This window comes from uncultured Maribacter sp., from assembly GCF_963974015.1.
Classification (GTDB): Bacteria; Bacteroidota; Bacteroidia; order Flavobacteriales; family Flavobacteriaceae; genus Maribacter.
In genome coordinates this window covers 25,632-44,032 of sequence record NZ_CAXBBZ010000015.1, presented here as the reverse complement: position 1 = coordinate 44,032, position 18,401 = coordinate 25,632, and the positions used below count along the sequence as shown (strand labels likewise).

Sequence of the window (18,401 nt, the reverse complement as noted above, 5' to 3'; positions counted from 1 at the left end):
TTTTTCGTTTTAAGTTTAAATGAATGATATGGTATTTTTTGTATATTTAGTAAAGAACGAAAAAGTTGAAAAATGAAAATACTTAGAAAAGTAGATATCAAACAAGAAGTATTTGACCTCTATGATGCATATGCGCATAATAAAATTCAAAGACGCGATTTTGTACAAAAGCTATCCGTATATGCTGTAGGTGGAATTACAGTGGCATCTTTGATGAGTTTTTTAATGCCAAATTATGAAACTACTTTTTTAGTAGATAAAAATAATCCCGATTTAGATTCTGAATTTATTACCTATAATTCTCCCAAAGGCGGAGGTGAGATAAAGGCACTGTTATCCAAACCAAAATTAGCAGACGGAAAATTGCCAGGTATAGTTGTAGTTCATGAAAATAGAGGTCTAAACCCATATGTGGAGGATACGGCAAGAAGAGCAGCCTTGGCTGGTTTTATAACGATAGCTCCAGATGCATTGAGTCCGCTTGGTGGTTATCCTGGTAATGATGATGAAGGAAGGGAAATGCAAAGGACCAGGGATAGAGATGAAATGTTGGAAGATTTCATAGCAGCGTTTGAATATCTGAAGACAAATGAAAATTGTAATGGTAAAATTGGAGTAGTAGGGTTTTGTTTCGGTGGATGGATTTCTAACATGATGGCAGTTAAAGTTCCTGATTTGGCGGCAGCTGTACCTTTTTATGGAGGTCAACCAACGGAAAACATTGCAGATATTAATGCACCATTAATGTTGCAATATGCAGGTTTAGACGAACGCGTTAATGCCGGGTGGCCCGAATATGAAAAAGCACTGAAAGAAAATAATAAGAAATATACTGCATTTTTCTATCCCGACGTTAATCATGGTTTTCATAATACGTCAACACCACGGTATGATAAGGAAGCTGCAGAATTAGCATGGTCTCGAACGATTGATTTTTTTAAAGAAAATTTAATGTAAATTATTGATAATGAGTTAGTTTTAATGTGTTTATTATTTACTCATGACGGAATTTGAGTTATTATTACTTTGAATTGAGTTAAACGAACTGGATCAATACTATTAATTTTAACATATAAACAATCTAAAACAACACATTATGAGAAGTCTTTTATGGTTAGTAGCGGTTATATGTATTATTATTTGGTTACTTGGTATGTTAGGTATTGTACCTGGTCTTGCAACTGGTAGCTTAGTGCATATTTTATTAGTAATAGCAGTAATTGTTATTCTTTACAATATAATTTCAGGTAAGAAGGTCTTATAGTATAAATCCTAAGATCAATATTAAATAAAATAGATACCCTTGAATTTTTTTCAGGGGTTTTTTTATATCATTCTAGGAGTTTGTTAAAGCTACAAGTATCGAATTGGAATCTATGTATTTACAATTTTAATTCTATAATTATTTTAACATGTTTCTAAAGAGCAATTCATTTGAATAAATCATTTTAATAGTATCTTTAATACTATGATTAGACCTTATGTACTTGCAGAAACGAATTGGGAAAGTTTAAAAGATGAACGATTTGAGTTAGCGGTCTTGCCATGGGGTGCAACCGAGGCTCATAATTATCATTTGCCTTATGGTACTGACAATTATCAAGCTAAAAGTTTTGTAGAAGCGGCAGCCAAGGTATCATGGGGAAAGGGAAAAAAGGTAATTGTTTTACCGACAATTCCTTTTGGTGTAAATACTGGGCAGAAAGATATTTATCTTGATATGAACCTTAACCCTTCTACACAATTGGCTATCCTTAAAGATATTGTAACTGTTCTGAATAGGCAGGGCATTTTTAAATTATTATTGTTCAATGGCCACGGAGGCAATAATTTCAAGCCTATCGTAAGAGAGTTGGGCTTGTTGTTTCCTGACATGTTTATAAGCTTTAGTTTCTTTCCTCAAATGTTAGATAAAACTCAGTATTTCAAGGAAAAAGGTGACCATGCCGATGAAATGGAAACAAGTCTAATGCTTTATTTAAGACCAGATTTGGTGTTGCCAAAAGATAAATGGGGCAGTGGTGACGAAAAGAAATTTAAAATTAAGGCTTTTAATGAAGGCTGGCTTTGGGCAGAAAGACAATGGTCAAAAGTAAGTAACGACACAGGTATAGGTAATCCAGAATTTGCAACGGCAGATAAAGGTGAGCGTTTTTTTAATGATATTACAAAAAAGCTAGATGAGCTTTTTTGTGCTCTTTGTGAAGCAGATTTAAATGACTTATACGAATAGTATTAAACGAGTTAAATCTATTATTTTTCACTTACTAGTCCGAATAAGATATTTTTCTTATTGACTTTTTTTTCATTTAGGTCTACATCTATTTTTAAGGTATATAGTGCCCCTAATATGATAATGTTTTTAAAAATATACTGACTTAATAAAGTTATAGCGAATTCATTTTTACCGAAAATTTGCTCTGGCATTAGAAATAGTGGAGCAAAAGTCAAAGTAATATGAGTAATGGCGAAATAGATTATCATTTTATTTTTCCAATTTAGCAATAGGGATATTCCTATAAAAGTTTCAAATAAAGCTAAGGTTATTAAACCCACATGAGAGGGTAAAATGCCCAATGTTAGAATTTGAATGGTATTTGTAGCCAATTCTTCAGCAGGGCTGAAATCGGGAAAAAACTTTAATACACCAAAAATTAGGTAGACTATACCGATTGAGGTACTAATGATTTTGCCTTTAAATTTTTCTTTGTTCTCCATAAATTAACTTTATCAGGTGTAGAAATGCTACTTTTTAAATTCGTTTAATAAATCTGGAGAAATTTTCACTTTATTATTGGCAATGCGATAAGTTACTGCGAAGTTGATAACATAATCAGCGAATGCGGCATCACCATGTCTTGGCGTTCCAGTAGATTGTTCTGTTTGAATGTCCGTTATGCTTTGAGTACGTTCCCTTCTAATAGCAAAAGGGACATTTAAGTTAAATGAGAAATTGTTTTTATTTAAACCTATTCCTGGATCTATAGATAAGACACTGCCTGGCCTTCTAAAGCCATTATTGCCGCCAATTAAATCTTTAACTGGCACGCAATCAAAACGTGTTCCTATGGAGGATGAAATTGATGGAGCGATACTATAACTTATTCCCGTTCTTATTGAATATTGATCAGGAACAGCCATTATGGCCTCATTTTCAAGCAAAGGACTCAATGTTTCTCTAAAAGTTCTTATTCCATTTGTCTCCCTCGGGTTCAATAAATAAAAGCCACTTGCATAACCAAAAAGGCCTTCTGCTATTTTTTGATATAATTGAAAATCCGCTGTAAATCCAAAGCCTCCATCACCTGGCTGTATAGACTGGTCTACAGGTCTGGTTTGTGGTTGGTCATTTGTGCCAACATTATAAAATATATCAGAAGCATTATAGTTTCCAGTAGGCAATTTAAAACCCAGGCCAACAGCTAAGTTTCCATTTTTATGTTTCTCAAGATCAAATAACCATAAACCTACCCCAAGGCGTATGTCTCCTAAGCCCCTAGAAAAGGTTGTATTTCGTTCTTCTCTGCCATGTTCATATAATGATGATCTTGAATTAAATACGGTAGGTATGGTGATGCTGGTATATACTCTCTCGCTAATTCCATATGTTAAAAAGAAGTCGGTACTATGTGAATGATTAACAACTTCGGTATTGTTAGTTATACGGTCAGGTTCTTCTTCCGTTCCTCTAAAATGTCTAAATGATTTAAAATATCTGTAATTCATTCCAAATTGTATATCTCCTTTATTTATAATGTTATTTTCAAGATTATTTCCAACACAAGAAGAAAAATGACGAATAGCTACACAGCCCTGAGCTTTTAAATAAGAGGCTGAAAGAATAATAAATAAAAAAAGTATGGGTAGTCTATTGATCATAATGATTTTGGTTTGATGTTTTGATAAAATAATGGCCAACTCGTAATTGCTAGAGGTGATCAATATTTTTAAATGTTTGGAAATCACTCAAATTTAAGTTTATAACTCCCGACTAAATTAATAGTATAACCTTACTTTTAGATTAACCATTTTGTAAAAAAGATTAATGAAAAGTTAATTGACTTAATGAAAGATTAAGTTTACTTAATTTACCAATCTAATTAAGTTTCTTTAAGGAACATGTTGAAGAAAAGAAACATATATATAGCCATATTTTTTGTATCTCTTATTGGGTTGGCGGTGATTCAATATCAATATCTTAGAATTGGTTTGAATTTGGCCAAACTGCAGTTTAATGCAAAATTGGGAAATGTCAGTAGTGATATCGCCCAAGGACTAGAGGCAGAAAATCAGTTAACTTTTTTAATAGGAAGCGCATTAAAAGAAGATACAACCTACTTTACGAATAGTATTGATAGTGTACAGGATGCTTCTCGATATTTTCTTAATGACTATATCACAGAAAAGCTTGTTAATAATGGAATTGATACCGATTTTACCTATACATTACACTCTAAAGACTCATCTTTTTATCTTCAATCTCCTAAAAGATTCGAGTTAGATGATAATATAGAATCGTATCCTATTGAATTAATTGGCTATTTGCCTAAAGAATTCGAAAAGAAAGTTGTTTTAGAATTACAATTCAAAAATCTTAACAGCTTTTTTTTATCAAAATTGAACGGACTTACATTGCCAAGTATTCTCTTTATTTTAGGTATTTGTATTGCAGTTATTTGGGTTCTTAAAACATACTACTGGCAGCGAAATGTAATTACTACGACCAATGAATTTATAAATAATTTAACTCATGAATTAAAGACTCCTGTATTTTCAATTGGTTTAGCAACTAAAATTTTGGAAGAATCTGCTTTAAAGGACCAGAAACCGATTTTAAGTATGATTAGACAACAGGTTAAAAGACTTTCTGTGCATATTGATAAGGTTTTGGAACTGGGTAATCTAGAGTCTAGCAATAATGTGCTAAAACTCGAAAAAATTGATTTTAGGCCTTATTTGTTGAAATTATGTGAAGAGTTTGCAACATTGGTTGAAATTGAAGAGGTTCATTTTACCTATACTTTACAACAAGGTTGTTTTATAATAAATGCCGAGGAATTTCATCTAGAAAATTCAATTAATAATATTTTAGATAACGCAAAGAAATATTCGGTTCAACCAATTATAACATTAAACGCCTACAGTTTCAAGAATCAGTTTATCATTGAAATTTCTGACAATGGTAAAGGGGTCTCTGAAGAAGAAAAGAAAAAAATATTCTTAAAATATTATAGAGTAAATGATAAAGAGGTTCAAACAGTAAAGGGGTATGGCCTTGGATTGAGCTATGTTAAAAAAGTTATTGAAAAGCATAAAGGCAAAGTTTTAATGGAGAGTAAAAAAGGAAAAGGAACCAAAATATCTTTAATAATACCTCTGGGTAATGAATAAGAAAAAACATAGAATAATTTTAGTAGAAGATAGTGCAGATCTAGGGTATTTACTTTCAGAATATCTTTCTATGAAGAATTTTGAAATTAGCTGGTTTGTCAATGGAATAAGTGCCTTAAAAAATTTGGAAGTCAACAAGTATGACTTAGCTATATTGGATATTACCATGCCGGATATGGATGGCTTTTCATTAGCAGAACAGATGAAAGACAGATTTCCTGATTTGCCATTTTTATTTTTATCAGCTCGGTCATTAAAAGTTGATGTGCTTAAGGGGTTCTATTTAGGCGCTGTTGATTATTTAAAAAAACCTATTGATGAAGAAGAATTGGTAATTAGGATAGAGAACTTATTAAATCGATTGAATAGTGAAAAAAGAGTTGAAGAAGATATCTTTCATTTTAAATTAGGTCAATATACTTTTAATTCATTGAACCAAGAACTTGTATTTAACGATGAAATATTTCATTTGACAACTAAAGAAAGTGAATTACTCCATTATTTAGTATTACGTCAAAATGTCCTATGCAGTCATAAAGATATATTGATCAAGTTATGGGGGAATAATGATTATTTTAATAAAAAAAGCTTGAATGTATTTATTACACGCCTTCGAAAATATTTAGAAAAAGACGTGAATATTAGTATAGATAATGTTCACAGTCAAGGTTTTATCTTGCATTTAGAATAAATGTTTTAATATTATTTCAATTCTTTTTCAACCAATTCTATATAAGATTTCATTGCTTTCTTTTTATTCATGTTCTTAGCTTGAAATAAGGCATTTGCCTTAAAAGCATTGATAAGTGGAGTCTTGCTGCCAGGATTGTCAAAATTATCATTTGCGATCTTGTAATATGCGTAGAGTTTAAGAATCACATCTGCGGGTATAGGTTCGGTATAACTATTTACAAAACCTACTGCCTCTTCAAATTTAGTTTGTGATTTCTTCTTTTTCATTTGGGTCAACAAAAGTAGCTATACAAGTTCCGGCACCTTTTACTTTTTGGTTAAGTTTTACATTTATCTGACAATCTAAAGGTAAGAATAAGTCAACCCTAGAACCAAATTTAATAAAACCTGAATCGTCGCCCTGTTGCACGCTTTCGCCTTTCTCGGCATAATTGATAATTCGTCTAGCCATGGCACCAGCAATTTGGCGATATAATATTTCGCCAAATTTAGGAGTCTTTATAACCACAGTCGTCCTTTCATTTTCCTCGCTTGACTTTGGATGCCATGCAACTAAAAATTTACCAGGATGATATTTTGAAAAAGTAATGCTACCGCTAGCTGGGTATCTAGTAACATGTACATTTACAGGAGACATGAAAATAGACACTTGTTTTCTTTTATCGTTAAAGAATTCTTTTTCAAAAACTTCTTCAATAACCACCACCTTACCATCAACAGGGGAGAGAATTTCATTAAAATTCTTTACTGCTATTCTTTTAGGGTTTCTAAAAAACTGAAGAATCGTTATAATTACAACTAAGCCAATTAATTGAACGGTTAATTTTAACCATGATAAGTCAATAAAGAAATGAGCTAGGATTACACTTATCCCTACTAAACAAAAAGAAAACAATATGATTTTTTGTCCTTCTCTATGAAACATAACTAAATATATTTAAAGTTAAATATGCAAATGGCGCTGCAAATACTAAGCTATCTAAACGGTCTAGCATACCGCCATGACCTGGCAAGATAGCACCGCTATCCTTAACACCTGCAGCTCTTTTAAATTTTGATTCTATTAAATCGCCTAAACTACCGGCAATGACTATTACTGTTGCCAGTATCATCCATTGTACAGGACTAATTAATTCTTCTTGCGTAGCAATTATATAGGCTGCGCCAAGTGCAAATATAAAACCACCAACGGTTCCTTCAATAGTTTTTTTAGGAGAAACTGATGGAAATAATTTCGTTCTACCTATACTTTTACCCACTAAGTATGCAAAAGAATCATTAACCCAAATTAAAATAAATATGCCCATTATAAGAAGTTTTGCAAATGCATCATTCTTATAAGGTATCATGGTCAGAAATATACAACCGCCACCTATATAAAAAAGGCCGATGATGAATTTTTTTAGTGTAGTTAATTTTATAGGTTTTTTAGAAAATAGATTAATAAGGAGGTAAACATCAACAATAATTGTGATTACCATTAAAATGTTTATTATTTGTTGGTCTTTTACTAAATAAATAAATACCCACCAAAGTGCCAAATATGCAGCGAAAATATGATATCCTCTTAAGCCTACCAATTTTTTGTACTCGTACAAGCAGGCTAAGCCAAAAGTCATAAACAAGAAGTCGAAAGCATCGGAACTGAGGAAAACTGCTGATAATAATAAAATAATATAGACAGCCCCTGTTAACGACCTTCTTAAAATTTCTTTCATACTATAAATCTTCCAAAAGTAAAAGATAAAGATTTTTAGTGCTACTACCATATGTTAGAAAATCATCTGAGTTTTCTTCGGTAGCTTTGAAGTGTTTTAATGTAGTTATATTACCAGGAATTTTTTGACCGTATTTCTTCTTAATAGTCTTTAAGCCTTCACCAATTGATTCTACAAGTTGACTAGTGGTGGCAAAAACTACAAGATTACTTGGAAGCTCATTAACTTTTTTCTCGTGCAATTGATTGGAGCAAACGAGAATACTACCGTTTTGGGCAATGAGATGTTCACAAGTAGTAAAGAACACCTCACTCTGTTTTGCTTTATCTGTAAAAGAAATAGGTTCCTTTGCAAATTTTTCTGCGAGTCGTTTATTTAAAACGTAAAAGGGTTCGCTTTGCCAATTATTCTCGTCAATTATATTTTGTAATGCCCTAGATACCTCTAAATCTGATGTACAATAAATAAATTTACCTCCGTTTTGTTTGAAGTGAATTGTGAATTTTTCATCAACAGGAATATTTAAATCTGGCATATGGTCACCTCGCGTTTCCGCAGTTTCTTTCGAAACCTTTTTCTTGCCACCACCAAATAAAATATCTAAAAGCCCCATTTATTTTTTTAAAACAATTTCAAATCTAAAATACTGCAATATTATTTATTATTTGTAATTTCTTGTTCTTCTGTTTTGGAATCTGAATCTTTTATCTTTTCAAGTTTTTTTTTGTTTTCTAGAGCTAAAATATCTTTTTCGAAATTTCTTACTCCAAATATTTTTTCTAAATCCTCTTTAAAGATAACTTCTTTCTCCAATAATCTTTCGGCCAAGGTCGTTAATTTGTCTTTGTTATCGGTAAGAACTTTAATAGCTCTTTGATATTGCTCCTCTATAATTTTAGATATTTCAGCATCTATTTTTCGAGCGGTATCTTCACTATAAGGTTTTGAAAAACCATAAGAATCTTGTCCTGCTGAATCGTAATAGGTAATGTTACCTATTTCATCATTAAGGCCATAGATGGTTACCATTGCCCTAGCTTGTTTGGTAACTTTTTCTAAATCGCTTAAAGCACCAGTAGATATTTTGTTGAAAATAACTTTCTCAGCAGCCCTACCGCCCATAGTTGCACACATCTCGTCCAACATTTGCTCAGGTCGTACAATTAAACGCTCTTCTGGTAAATACCAAGCGGCACCTAAGGATTGTCCTCTAGGTACAATGGTTACTTTTACTAATGGGGCAGCATGTTCTAACATCCAACTAGTGGTAGCATGACCTGCTTCATGATAAGCAATGGTCTCTTTTTCGCCTGGAGTGATTATTTTGTTTTTCTTTTCAAGACCACCAACGATTCTGTCAACGGCATCTAAGAAATCTTGCTTAGTAACAGCTTTCTTTTCTTTTCGTGCTGCAATTAAAGCGGCTTCGTTACAAACGTTGGCAATATCTGCACCGGAGAAACCTGGAGTTTGTCTTGCCAAGAAATCTAAATCAAGTGTTTCTGCGGTTTTTATAGGTCTTAAGTGAACTTCAAAAATTTCTTTACGTTCACGAATGTCCGGTAAATCAACATAAATCTGTCTATCAAATCTACCTGCACGCATTAAAGCTTTATCCAATACATCTGCACGGTTGGTCGCTGCCAATACAATTACATTTGTATTGGTGCCGAAACCGTCCATTTCAGTCAATAATTGGTTAAGTGTATTTTCACGTTCATCATTTGAACCTGTAAAATTATTTTTACCCCTAGCTCTACCAATAGCATCAATTTCATCAATGAAGATGATAGCTGGCGATTTGTCTTTAGCTTGTTTGAATAAGTCTCTTACCCTAGATGCACCAACACCTACGAACATTTCTACGAAATCTGAGCCAGAAAGTGAAAAGAACGGAACTTTTGCTTCACCAGCAACAGCTTTAGCCAAAAGGGTCTTACCTGTTCCTGGGGGTCCTACTAATAATGCACCTTTAGGAATTTTTCCTCCTAGAGAGGTGTATTTATCTGGGTTTCTTAAAAAGTCAACAATTTCTTCAACTTCTTCTTTTGCACCTTCTAGACCGGCAACATCTTTAAATGATGTTCTTGTATCGGTCTTCTCATCGAATAATTTAGCTTTAGATTTTCCGATGTTAAAAATTTGGCCACCTGCACCGCCGCCTCCACCGCCGGACATTCTTCGCATTAAATATATCCAAATACCAATAATCAAAACAAATGGCAATAGGGAAAGTAGGAAATCTAAAATGGCTGTAGATTCTTTCCCAAATTCAATAATGGTAGGTAGATTGTTTTCCTTTTTTATTTCGGTTATCTCGTTTTGAAAAATTTGAAGATCACCATAGTCCAAGGTGTATTGCGGTACGTTATCTGATGTGGGTAAAAAAGATTTCTCGTTAACATCTTTATGTACTTCTTTAGAAATAGCCTCGTCGGTCAAGAAAACTTTTGCCTGATTGGTGTTAGTGATAATCAAAATCTTTTTGACATCACCATTTCTTAAATACTGTTGAAGTTCTGAAGTAGTAGTTTTATTAGTACTTGCTAAATCATCACTATTGAATAATTGAAATCCTATAAGTAATACTGCTACTAATCCATAAATCCACCAAGAACTGAACTTTGGTTTATTCGGACTTGTTTTGTTTTCTTTTGCCATTTTAATTTTTTAATTATTAACGCTGCTTTCTATGGTTGTGAACTTCGCATCACCCCATAAGCCTTCTATGTCGTAGAATTCTCGAACTTGCTTTTGAAATACATGAACCACTACATTTACGTAGTCCATTAATACCCATTCAGCATTATCCTCGCCTTCTACGTGCCAAGGCTTGTCTTGAATCGCTTTGCTTACTGTTTTTTGGATTGATCCTACGATTGCATTTACATGCGTGTTAGAGGTACCGTTACAAATAATGAAGTAATCACAAACGGTATTCTCAATTTCTCTTAAATCTAATAGATTTATATTTTGCCCTTTAACTTCGTCAACTCCCTGTATGATTAATGCAATTAACTCATCTACGCTAGCTTTACTTTCCTGCATTCAAAAATTTTAGTTTTTACAAAGTTATTATTTTTTTGTTCTTTTATGCCTAGTTTTTAACAATACATTAAAGATTCACGATAAGTACTGTAAATGCAAATAATCAAACTTGATGCCACGGAGTCTACTAATACCTATTTGAAAGAATTATCTGCTAAAAAAGATTTACAAGATTTCACTATTATACTTACTGAAAATCAAACCTCCGGTAGAGGTCAATTAAATTCAAAATGGGAGTCAGAAAATAGTAAAAATCTAACAGTCAGTATATTGAAAAAAAATATTGGGATAACCGTAGACCATTTATATCTAATGAATGTTTGTGTTTCATTAAGTATTTTAGAGAGTTTAAATCAATTTAATATTCCGAATTTGAAGGTGAAATGGCCTAACGACATTCTGTCAGGTAATTTAAAAATAGGAGGTATTTTAATTGAAAATATTATTTCTGGTTCAAAAATAAAACGAAGTATAATTGGGTTAGGGTTAAATGTAAATCAAGTTAAATTTAAAAATGCTCCAAATGCTTCTTCTTTAAAGAAGATAATGGGGCGTGATTTTAATCTTGATTCAGTGTTTTACGCTATCATTGAAAATTTACATCAACAGTTAAATAGGTCTATTTTAACTGCTGAAAATGAATTGTATAAACAATACCACTCTCAATTATTTAAAATAGGAGTGAAGAGCACTTTTATAATTAAAAAGGATGAACATATTGAAGGTGTTATAGAAGGAGTCGCCAAAAATGGAAAGCTTAAAGTGAAATTAGAAAACGGAAGCCTTCAAGAATTTGGATTAAAAGAAATACAACTTCAGTATTAAATCTTCTCTAAATTAGTTGAAAGCGTATTTATAAAGTTTGTTATAGGTGTTTTTATCATCATTGCCATCATCGAATTGAATTCACCTGAAAAACTTAATACCACTTCACTTTTATCATTTTCTAATTCAATAATATCTGCAGTTAGAGTAAAAGGAAGTTTTTCGCTCGCAGCACCTAAAATAAGTTTGTTAAATGGAGTTTGCTCTTTTTTCTCTAAGACTATCTCTGGCATTCCCTTTAAAGCGAACAAAAATCTATTTTCATTTAAAACTTCGAACTTGCTAATATTTTCAGGCATTAATTGTCTAAAGTTTGATAATTCGTTTAAAAAGTTGAAAGTATCTTCTTTACTTTTTGATACTTGAGCTTTTGGTGTTTCTATAAACATAAATTATTTGTTTGTCCAATGTGAAGGATCTTTTCTCCATTCCATTAACGTTTTTAGCTGATCTTCTTTCACATACCCTGAATCAGAAGCTTGTTTTATAAGATATTCGTAGCTACTTAAAGTATGTAGTTCGGTATTTTTGTCTTGAAAATTTTTCAAGGCGGTTTCAAAACCATAAGTGAAAATAGCCAGCATACCTTTTACATTAGCATCAATAGCCCTTAAAGCGTCTACTGCGTTCAAGCTACTTTTTCCTGTGCTAATCAAGTCTTCGATGACAACTACGGTCTGATGTGCTTCTAAGTGGCCTTCAATCTGATTTTGCCTACCATGAGATTTTGGTTCTGGTCTCACATAAACAAAAGGGAGATTTAATTTATCTGCTACTAATGCACCGATACCAATTGCCCCTGTAGCAACACCAACGATACAATCTGGCCTGCCATATAATTGTTCAACTTGCTTGGCCATTTCATCTCGAATATAGTTTCTGATGATAGGATAAGATAGCAAAATTCTATTATCGCAATAAATTGGAGATTTCCAACCAGAAGCCCAAGTAAAAGGATTTTCCGGTTTCAATTTTATTGCATTAATTTGCAGCAGAAGCTCTGCTGTTTTTTTAGCCGTGTTTTTGTCTAAAACCATGACGCAAATGTATAAAGTTTTTGTTAATGAATTGCCTTTGATTTTAACAAATAAACTCTCCGAAACGGCAAATGGGGAGTATTTTTTACTAAATCAGGATTCTATACAAGAGGCAATTAGGTCTTTGAAGAAGGGAAAGTTAGAATCTGCATACATCTACCACCCAAATCATGAAGAAATTTTAAAGAAGTTCACTAAAGAAATTCCATTAGTAGTTGCGGCCGGTGGTGTAGTTACCAACGATAAAGGTAAAGTACTATTTATATATAGAAATGATAAATGGGACTTGCCAAAAGGTAAATTGGATAAAGGCGAATCAATAGAAGATTGCGCCATTAGAGAAGTAGAGGAAGAAACAGGAGTAAAAGGACTTAAAATTGAAAATTTTTTAAGAACCACTTACCATATATTTAAAAATAACGGAATAATTACGCTTAAACAAGTTCATTGGTATGCAATGAAGACCGATTACACTGGCAAACTAAAGCCAGAGAAAAAGGAAGGAATTGTAAAAGTAAAATGGAAAGGTCCTGTTAAAATTCAAAAGGCACTTTTAAATTCATACGTGAATATTAAAATTTTGTTTGAAGGCGATTAATTTCAATTTACTATTCTATAAATAGGATATTGTAAATGGGCTTTCTCATAGAGATTACTTTGTTTAAACAACCAATCTAACTGTAGATACCAGTTAGAGTTAAAATTGGCGTCAAGTTTCTTTTTGTTCAAAAACGTATTGTTTAAAACAGAATCGTTTTCTAGCATTAAAAGTGCAGTGTCTTCAAATACATAAGGAGAAAAACCTTCTTTTTGCTGTAGAATAGTATCGAAGAAATTCCAATTAAAAAATGAATCTACGGCAGCTGGCTCTAATGTTTCTAAAATATATCTAACTCCTGATTGATTTGTGGGTACCACTAGATCCCCTGAATGAAAATTTACACTGGTTTCTATTGAACTTAGTGTAGTGTTATAGTGCAAGTAGTGACCTTCGTATGGCGCTGAAACCGTTTCATAATCAGCTATTCTGTACGCTTCAACCTTTATGACTGTGTCATTTTTGAGTGTGGAATACGTTATGTGGTTCAAATCTAATCTCTTAATAACATTTTGCCACTGTTTACCTATAATATAAGCATTAGGAATTTTCACCGAATCAGATGCTTTAAAATAATCTTGGTATGCTACTTCACTTTCAATGGGCATATCACGATTGAACTTTAATCTTGGTAAACCAGTTACCTTGCTTACAATAGTATCTGCTTTGTATCCTTTAAAATTAAATTTAGACACTTTAGTAGTATCTAGCTGCCATGTAATTGGGTAATAATCATCTTCCTTGAATAAGTTTGTCGAATTATCGCGTAGAGACCTGATTTCGATACCGTCTTTTTCAGCAATGGAAATCATTTTAAGCATCAATTCATAAGTGCCTTCTACACGTTTATCGTATGGCTTTAACATATGGGTTTCTACCATCATTCCTAAAGTATTCCATAAAGTGGTATAACCACTAGAGTATCTTGGGTAGTCCATGAATTGTTGAAACCCTAATTCTGGCGGTTTATTGAAGACATTTACATAAGGTGTAATTTCCCAGTCGGATTTTAAAAGTGAATCTTTTAGCTGTGGCATTAACCTTTCATGAACATATTCTCCTAATTTTCCGCCAAGCTTATTATGTTGTGTAAATAAGTGGGTCAGTGTATATTGATAATCTGCACCATTGCTTACATGATTATCAATAAAAACATCTGGATTAACAAGATGGAATATTTGAGCAAACGTTTCAGCGTTTTTCGTATCTGTTTTAATGAAATCTCTATTGAGGTCATAATTTTTGGCATTACCTCGAAACCCATACTCTTTTGGTCCATTTTGATTTGCCCTTGAAGTGCTGTTTCGATTTAATGACCCTCCAATATTATAAATTGGTATGGTAGAAACGATAGTATGCTTGGGTGTTTTGATTTTTTTGGTTGCTAAGTCTCGAAACAATAACATCGTGGCATCAATGCCGTCACTTTCACCGGGATGTATGCCATTGTTAATAAGTATTAAAGTATGATCTTCGCTTAATTTTTTATAATCAAAATCACCTTGTGCACTAAAGGTTACTAAATGTAAAGGTTTACCACTATCGGTTGTGCCAATAGTTTGCAAATTTATGCTAGAAAATTCTTTGGATAACTCTAGGTAAAATTTAACTACCTGCTCGTAGGTAGCAGTTTCAGACTTATTCGAAATTTCGAATGGTGTAGGAAAAGCAGCTTTGGTATGTTCTATTTTTTTTTCGCAAGAAATCAATAAAACTAAAAGGAGTGATAGTTGTAGTATTCTCATTACCGAACATGTATTTTAAGAGGTAACCTAAATTAGTTCAGCTAAAATAATCAATACTTTATTGCTTATAAAATTTTGGTGATCTCTTCAATTTTATTCCTATCAATCGGTTTTAGGTTGAATGTGATTAAATGGTGACTTTTATTTTTATAAAATTCCCATTGCTGTTTGTCAAAAGGGTCGATTGAAGATGTAACAATGTTGATTCTTATTTTGTCAGATATTGGGAGCTTTATAAAAGCTTCCAAAAATTCCCAACCATCCATAATAGGCATGTTAATATCTAAAAAGATTATTTGAGGAATTCGCTCTTTTTGTTTTAACTTTTTCTTTATTCCATCATATGCTAATAATCCATTACCATAGGATATTATTGAGTCACAATCTACTGTGCAAGAAATTAATTTACGTAAACCAAAAACTGTTATTGCGTCATCATCAATTATGGTAATATCACTAATCTTTTTCATTAAAGAATATTTTAAATTCTGTTCCTTTTCCTACTTCACTAGTAACTTCCACTTTACCATTCATGGCATCAATTTGGTTTTTGGTAATGTAAAGTCCAATTCCTTTAGCATCTTTATGGTCGTGAAAGGTTTTGTACATACCAAATAATTTTTTACCATGCTTTTTAAGGTCTATACCTAAACCATTGTCTGAAATTGTTAAAATAGAGTAGTTGTTCTTTTTATATGCACTTAAAGTAATAACCGGTGTTCTATTTAAATCCCTATACCTGACCGAATTTGTTATGAAATTTGTTAAAATACTATCTAAATAACCCGGTACAGCCTTTACATTGAAATTTGAAGGAATATTATTTTTTATTGTTGCCTTATTATTAATAAGATACGAAATCAGATTTTGATTAACATTTATAACTTTGTCATATAGGTTTATTTTTTGCTTCTCTATGTTGGTGTGAGTGTTTATGGAAATAACATCGTTTAAATTATCTAGTGTATCTAATAAATTATTAGAAGCCTCACTTAGCATTCCTATTATTCGAACTTTTTCCTCTTCATCATTTTCACTTTCTAAAAAGTTTAATAACATTGAAAAATTAGCTGAATGTGATCGTAAGTTATGTGAAACAATGTGAGCAAAATTCAGAAGTTTTTTATTCTGAATGGATGCTATGTTAATTATATTTCTTAATTCAGATTCTTTCTCTTTTAATTTAGAAATATCTAAGCTAATACCTACAAGGCCATAAGCAATTCCTTTATTGTTTAGTAAAGGTATTTTTGAGCTAAGAAAGGACGTTTCCTTGCCATCTAATTTTATTTTATTAGTTTCTTTACCGATAATGGGTTTTAATGTGCTCATTACCCTCAAGTCTTCTTCACGCGACTTAATTGCTGATTCTTCTGGATATAGTTCAAAATCACTTTTTCCTAAAATATCCTCAGGATTATCAACGCCTAAAAATTCACATTCAGCTTTATTGACTAAAATTTTTCTGGATTCGGTATCCTTTATGTAAACATTGACTGGTAGGTTGTCAATTAAGGTTCTTAATAATTTTTCGTTATCCAAAGATTTAATGTCAGCTTCAACTTGGTCATGAATATCTTGAAAAGTACCCACTAAGCCAACCAATTCACCTTTATTGTAAACAGGTTTGCCACTAGCCATAACCCATTTTTCATTACCATTTGCTGTTATAATTTGTAGTTTTAAGTTATTCCATGCTTTACCATTATCTTGAGCCTCAAAAAGAGCCATCGAGATGGCGTTTCTGCTATGACCTTCTTTATAATAGAAAAGTGCATTTTCAATGTTAGGGATGAAATGCGGTGGAACCTCATGTATAGCCTTCGTAGTTGTACACCAGGTAAGTTTATTGTCTTTTAAATCATATTCCCATCGGCCAATTTTGGTTATCTCGGCCTGTTGCTGTAGCTGTAGATCTTTCTTTCTTAATTCTAATTCGTTGTTGATAGAATCGGTTATATCACTTAATTGAATAATGGCGCCAATAATGTTTTCATCAGAGTCGTACCAAGGAACATTTGACCACTCGAACCATAATTCTTCTTTATTGATATTATTAGCTTTATGAATACCCATAGGTTGAGGGTTTCCTTCAAAACAACTTTCTAATACCATTTTCCACTTAGGGCTTAGATGTGGAAAAACTTTAAATAAACTTTTTGATTTATAATTCTCGTTATTAAGACAAAATATACCCTTCCATTTATTAGATGTATAAACAATATTATAATCAGTATCAATAAAAGCTGTTGGTGTAGGCAATTGACTTATGATATAAGAGGTATTTGATGTTTGGGGGACTTTTATCATTCTGATGTAATTTCTTACAATAGTAAGAGTAAAGTGTAGGATAGTATTATAATTGTTGTGAATTGGTAAAATATTGTTGTATAACTGATTTTAATTTACTTAATGGGTAGGATTTGCTGCTTTTTATTGAAATGAATTTTAAATTTGCTAGCTTTATTAGAACAACTCACTACTGTGATTTTTCATTTATTGCTTCAATTTGGTTTTTGGTTATAAAGCTATATTTTAACCGTGTCTATAATTCTTGAGTTAATGCAGGAACAAATTAAATAAACTTTTTGCCTTCTCTTTGGCTTAGGTCAAATTGAAAATTTGCTTACCATCTAGGTGAAGCACTTATAAGTTTAAAATTCGTATTGATTATAGCTATGGAAGAAGGAATTTGACAATCCAATCTAATGAAAATGAAGGACTCTTTTATGACTAAAGCATAAATAGAGGGAATTTTCCAAATAACTTATTAGGAACCCTAACCGAGAAGTATGTAATTGTGGTGATTTTATCTAGAATGGTTGTTGACGAGTACTTTTATAATGTGAAATTACTTTCGGGACCTACTTTCTTACAGAATTTGGCACTAAGCCAGTGTAGTCCCCATTGTTGCGAATTACGTCTCTCACAATAGAAGAGCTAATGTATGATTTGCCCGATGAAGTCAATAAAAAAACGGTTTCTATTTCGGATAATTTTCTATTCGTATGCGCAATTGCCTTCTCAAATTCAAAATCTGCGGGATTCCTTAGACCTCTCAAAATGAAATTTGCCTCCTCTTTCTTACAAAAATCTACCGTTAAACCTTGGTATGTTTTCACTTTAATTGAAGGCACATCTTTAAAAGCCTCTTCAATAAATTGCATACGTTTTTCTAAACTGAACATATATTTCTTATCGGCATTTTTTCCTATGGCAATAATTATTTCGTCAAATAGCGTGATGCCTCTCATGATGATATCATGATGGCCTAATGTTAAAGGGTCGAAAGAACCGGGGAAAATTGCTCGTCTCATAGATAGGTTTTACTTTTTAAATATAGGTA

General features: G+C 32.2%; 21 protein-coding genes. 7 read left to right on the top strand and 14 right to left on the bottom strand.

The window, feature by feature from the left end; genetic code table 11:
- Positions 1–72 precede the first annotated feature (72 nt).
- The 3 genes from AACZ41_RS15220 to AACZ41_RS15210 all read left to right on the top strand — a co-directional run bounded on the left by AACZ41_RS15220 (position 73) and on the right by AACZ41_RS15210 (position 2,233).
- Positions 73–957 carry a dienelactone hydrolase family protein gene (locus tag AACZ41_RS15220; RefSeq protein WP_339629454.1) on the top strand — a complete coding sequence of 295 codons (885 nt, stop codon included), beginning with the start codon at positions 73–75 and terminating at the stop codon, positions 955–957.
- A gap of 139 nt (positions 958–1,096) precedes the next feature.
- Positions 1,097–1,264, top strand: coding sequence for a lmo0937 family membrane protein (locus tag AACZ41_RS15215; protein WP_027067903.1), 168 nt, complete (start codon positions 1,097–1,099; stop codon positions 1,262–1,264).
- A 204-nt stretch (positions 1,265–1,468) separates the two neighbouring features.
- A complete protein-coding gene (locus tag AACZ41_RS15210) occupies positions 1,469–2,233 on the top strand; it encodes a creatininase family protein (RefSeq protein ID WP_339629451.1) in 765 nt (254 codons plus the stop codon).
- A gap of 20 nt (positions 2,234–2,253) precedes the next feature.
- Here the strand turns inward: AACZ41_RS15210 and AACZ41_RS15205 are convergent, their stop codons facing one another.
- On the bottom strand, positions 2,254–2,718 hold the full coding sequence (locus AACZ41_RS15205) for a doxx family protein (RefSeq protein WP_339629450.1): 465 nt from the start codon (positions 2,716–2,718) through the stop codon (positions 2,254–2,256).
- Between the two features lie 27 nt (positions 2,719–2,745).
- Complete coding sequence (locus AACZ41_RS15200; RefSeq protein WP_339629448.1) at positions 2,746–3,879, bottom strand: transporter; 1,134 nt, start codon at positions 3,877–3,879, stop codon at positions 2,746–2,748.
- A 240-nt stretch (positions 3,880–4,119) separates the two neighbouring features.
- Between AACZ41_RS15200 and AACZ41_RS15195 the strand changes: the two genes are divergently transcribed.
- Together AACZ41_RS15195 and AACZ41_RS15190 are read left to right on the top strand one after the other, a co-directional pair.
- Positions 4,120–5,391: a HAMP domain-containing sensor histidine kinase gene (locus tag AACZ41_RS15195; protein WP_339629447.1), complete on the top strand. Its 1,272-nt coding sequence runs from the start codon at positions 4,120–4,122 to the stop codon at positions 5,389–5,391.
- Positions 5,384–6,082 carry a response regulator transcription factor gene (locus AACZ41_RS15190; RefSeq protein ID WP_339629446.1) on the top strand — a complete coding sequence of 233 codons (699 nt, stop codon included), beginning with the start codon at positions 5,384–5,386 and terminating at the stop codon, positions 6,080–6,082. The genes AACZ41_RS15195 and AACZ41_RS15190 overlap by 8 nt, the downstream gene beginning before the upstream one ends.
- Before the next feature lie 11 nt (positions 6,083–6,093).
- Here the strand turns inward: AACZ41_RS15190 and AACZ41_RS15185 are convergent, their stop codons facing one another.
- Genes AACZ41_RS15185 through rsfS form a run of 6 tightly spaced genes read right to left on the bottom strand, consistent with a single transcriptional unit; the run spans position 6,094 to position 10,850 of the window.
- A complete protein-coding gene (locus AACZ41_RS15185; RefSeq protein ID WP_339629444.1) occupies positions 6,094–6,351 on the bottom strand; it encodes an acyl-CoA-binding protein in 258 nt (85 codons plus the stop codon).
- The gene (locus AACZ41_RS15180; RefSeq protein WP_339629442.1) at positions 6,326–7,009 is read right to left on the bottom strand and encodes a phosphatidylserine decarboxylase family protein; all 684 of its coding nucleotides are present in this window, start codon (positions 7,007–7,009) and stop codon (positions 6,326–6,328) included. The genes AACZ41_RS15185 and AACZ41_RS15180 overlap by 26 nt, the downstream gene beginning before the upstream one ends.
- Complete coding sequence (locus tag AACZ41_RS15175) at positions 6,999–7,802, bottom strand: phosphatidate cytidylyltransferase (RefSeq protein ID WP_339629441.1); 804 nt, start codon at positions 7,800–7,802, stop codon at positions 6,999–7,001. The genes AACZ41_RS15180 and AACZ41_RS15175 overlap by 11 nt, the downstream gene beginning before the upstream one ends.
- Position 7,803: 1 nt before the next feature.
- Complete coding sequence (locus tag AACZ41_RS15170; protein WP_339629440.1) at positions 7,804–8,415, bottom strand: LUD domain-containing protein; 612 nt, start codon at positions 8,413–8,415, stop codon at positions 7,804–7,806.
- A 41-nt stretch (positions 8,416–8,456) separates the two neighbouring features.
- Positions 8,457–10,463: an ATP-dependent zinc metalloprotease FtsH gene (gene ftsH / locus AACZ41_RS15165; protein ID WP_339629439.1), complete on the bottom strand. Its 2,007-nt coding sequence runs from the start codon at positions 10,461–10,463 to the stop codon at positions 8,457–8,459.
- Positions 10,464–10,472: 9 nt separating this feature from the next.
- Positions 10,473–10,850, bottom strand: a complete 378-nt coding sequence (rsfS, locus tag AACZ41_RS15160) for a ribosome silencing factor (RefSeq protein WP_339629438.1) — start codon at positions 10,848–10,850, stop codon at positions 10,473–10,475.
- A gap of 93 nt (positions 10,851–10,943) precedes the next feature.
- Between rsfS and AACZ41_RS15155 the strand changes: the two genes are divergently transcribed.
- On the top strand, positions 10,944–11,675 hold the full coding sequence (locus AACZ41_RS15155; RefSeq protein ID WP_339629437.1) for a biotin--[acetyl-CoA-carboxylase] ligase: 732 nt from the start codon (positions 10,944–10,946) through the stop codon (positions 11,673–11,675).
- Here the strand turns inward: AACZ41_RS15155 and AACZ41_RS15150 are convergent.
- The gene (locus tag AACZ41_RS15150; RefSeq protein ID WP_339629435.1) at positions 11,672–12,064 is read right to left on the bottom strand and encodes an SRPBCC family protein; all 393 of its coding nucleotides are present in this window, start codon (positions 12,062–12,064) and stop codon (positions 11,672–11,674) included. The genes AACZ41_RS15155 and AACZ41_RS15150 overlap by 4 nt on opposite strands.
- Before the next feature lie 3 nt (positions 12,065–12,067).
- Positions 12,068–12,712, bottom strand: a complete 645-nt coding sequence (gene pyrE / locus AACZ41_RS15145; protein ID WP_339629433.1) for an orotate phosphoribosyltransferase — start codon at positions 12,710–12,712, stop codon at positions 12,068–12,070.
- A 7-nt stretch (positions 12,713–12,719) separates the two neighbouring features.
- On the opposite strand from pyrE, the gene AACZ41_RS15140 reads away from it, so the two are divergent.
- Positions 12,720–13,310: an NUDIX domain-containing protein gene (locus AACZ41_RS15140; protein WP_339629431.1), complete on the top strand. Its 591-nt coding sequence runs from the start codon at positions 12,720–12,722 to the stop codon at positions 13,308–13,310.
- A gap of 2 nt (positions 13,311–13,312) precedes the next feature.
- Here the strand turns inward: AACZ41_RS15140 and AACZ41_RS15135 are convergent, their stop codons facing one another.
- The 4 genes from AACZ41_RS15135 to coaD form a co-directional block, all read right to left on the bottom strand.
- Entirely contained in the window at positions 13,313–15,055 is a 1,743-nt protein-coding gene (locus AACZ41_RS15135; RefSeq protein WP_339629430.1) for a M14 family metallopeptidase, read from the bottom strand.
- Between the two features lie 65 nt (positions 15,056–15,120).
- A complete protein-coding gene (locus AACZ41_RS15130) occupies positions 15,121–15,525 on the bottom strand; it encodes a response regulator (RefSeq protein WP_339629429.1) in 405 nt (134 codons plus the stop codon).
- Positions 15,512–17,365: a PAS domain-containing protein gene (locus tag AACZ41_RS15125; protein WP_339629427.1), complete on the bottom strand. Its 1,854-nt coding sequence runs from the start codon at positions 17,363–17,365 to the stop codon at positions 15,512–15,514. The genes AACZ41_RS15130 and AACZ41_RS15125 overlap by 14 nt, the downstream gene beginning before the upstream one ends.
- A gap of 554 nt (positions 17,366–17,919) precedes the next feature.
- Positions 17,920–18,372: a pantetheine-phosphate adenylyltransferase gene (coaD, locus tag AACZ41_RS15120; RefSeq protein ID WP_339629425.1), complete on the bottom strand. Its 453-nt coding sequence runs from the start codon at positions 18,370–18,372 to the stop codon at positions 17,920–17,922.
- Positions 18,373–18,401: the final 29 nt, after the last annotated feature.

What these genes read in the sequence shown, in the direction of transcription:
- AACZ41_RS15215 (WP_027067903.1), top strand. Translation starts at nt 1,097, where the DNA reads ATGAGAAGTCTTTTATGGTTAGTAGCGGTTATATGTATTATTATTTGG.
- AACZ41_RS15150 (WP_339629435.1), bottom strand. Translation starts at nt 12,064, where the DNA reads ATGTTTATAGAAACACCAAAAGCTCAAGTATCAAAAAGTAAAGAAGAT.
- AACZ41_RS15155 (WP_339629437.1), top strand. Translation starts at nt 10,944, where the DNA reads ATGCAAATAATCAAACTTGATGCCACGGAGTCTACTAATACCTATTTG.
- AACZ41_RS15220 (WP_339629454.1), top strand. Translation starts at nt 73, where the DNA reads ATGAAAATACTTAGAAAAGTAGATATCAAACAAGAAGTATTTGACCTC.
- AACZ41_RS15200 (WP_339629448.1), bottom strand. Translation starts at nt 3,879, where the DNA reads ATGATCAATAGACTACCCATACTTTTTTTATTTATTATTCTTTCAGCC.
- coaD (WP_339629425.1), bottom strand. Translation starts at nt 18,372, where the DNA reads ATGAGACGAGCAATTTTCCCCGGTTCTTTCGACCCTTTAACATTAGGC.
- AACZ41_RS15125 (WP_339629427.1), bottom strand. Translation starts at nt 17,365, where the DNA reads ATGATAAAAGTCCCCCAAACATCAAATACCTCTTATATCATAAGTCAA.
- AACZ41_RS15210 (WP_339629451.1), top strand. Translation starts at nt 1,469, where the DNA reads ATGATTAGACCTTATGTACTTGCAGAAACGAATTGGGAAAGTTTAAAA.
- AACZ41_RS15205 (WP_339629450.1), bottom strand. Translation starts at nt 2,718, where the DNA reads ATGGAGAACAAAGAAAAATTTAAAGGCAAAATCATTAGTACCTCAATC.
- AACZ41_RS15195 (WP_339629447.1), top strand. Translation starts at nt 4,120, where the DNA reads ATGTTGAAGAAAAGAAACATATATATAGCCATATTTTTTGTATCTCTT.
- AACZ41_RS15170 (WP_339629440.1), bottom strand. Translation starts at nt 8,415, where the DNA reads ATGGGGCTTTTAGATATTTTATTTGGTGGTGGCAAGAAAAAGGTTTCG.
- AACZ41_RS15185 (WP_339629444.1), bottom strand. Translation starts at nt 6,351, where the DNA reads ATGAAAAAGAAGAAATCACAAACTAAATTTGAAGAGGCAGTAGGTTTT.
- ftsH (WP_339629439.1), bottom strand. Translation starts at nt 10,463, where the DNA reads ATGGCAAAAGAAAACAAAACAAGTCCGAATAAACCAAAGTTCAGTTCT.
- pyrE (WP_339629433.1), bottom strand. Translation starts at nt 12,712, where the DNA reads ATGGTTTTAGACAAAAACACGGCTAAAAAAACAGCAGAGCTTCTGCTG.
- AACZ41_RS15140 (WP_339629431.1), top strand. Translation starts at nt 12,720, where the DNA reads ATGTATAAAGTTTTTGTTAATGAATTGCCTTTGATTTTAACAAATAAA.
- AACZ41_RS15135 (WP_339629430.1), bottom strand. Translation starts at nt 15,055, where the DNA reads ATGAGAATACTACAACTATCACTCCTTTTAGTTTTATTGATTTCTTGC.
- rsfS (WP_339629438.1), bottom strand. Translation starts at nt 10,850, where the DNA reads ATGCAGGAAAGTAAAGCTAGCGTAGATGAGTTAATTGCATTAATCATA.
- AACZ41_RS15180 (WP_339629442.1), bottom strand. Translation starts at nt 7,009, where the DNA reads ATGTTTCATAGAGAAGGACAAAAAATCATATTGTTTTCTTTTTGTTTA.
- AACZ41_RS15190 (WP_339629446.1), top strand. Translation starts at nt 5,384, where the DNA reads ATGAATAAGAAAAAACATAGAATAATTTTAGTAGAAGATAGTGCAGAT.
- AACZ41_RS15175 (WP_339629441.1), bottom strand. Translation starts at nt 7,802, where the DNA reads ATGAAAGAAATTTTAAGAAGGTCGTTAACAGGGGCTGTCTATATTATT.
- AACZ41_RS15130 (WP_339629429.1), bottom strand. Translation starts at nt 15,525, where the DNA reads ATGAAAAAGATTAGTGATATTACCATAATTGATGATGACGCAATAACA.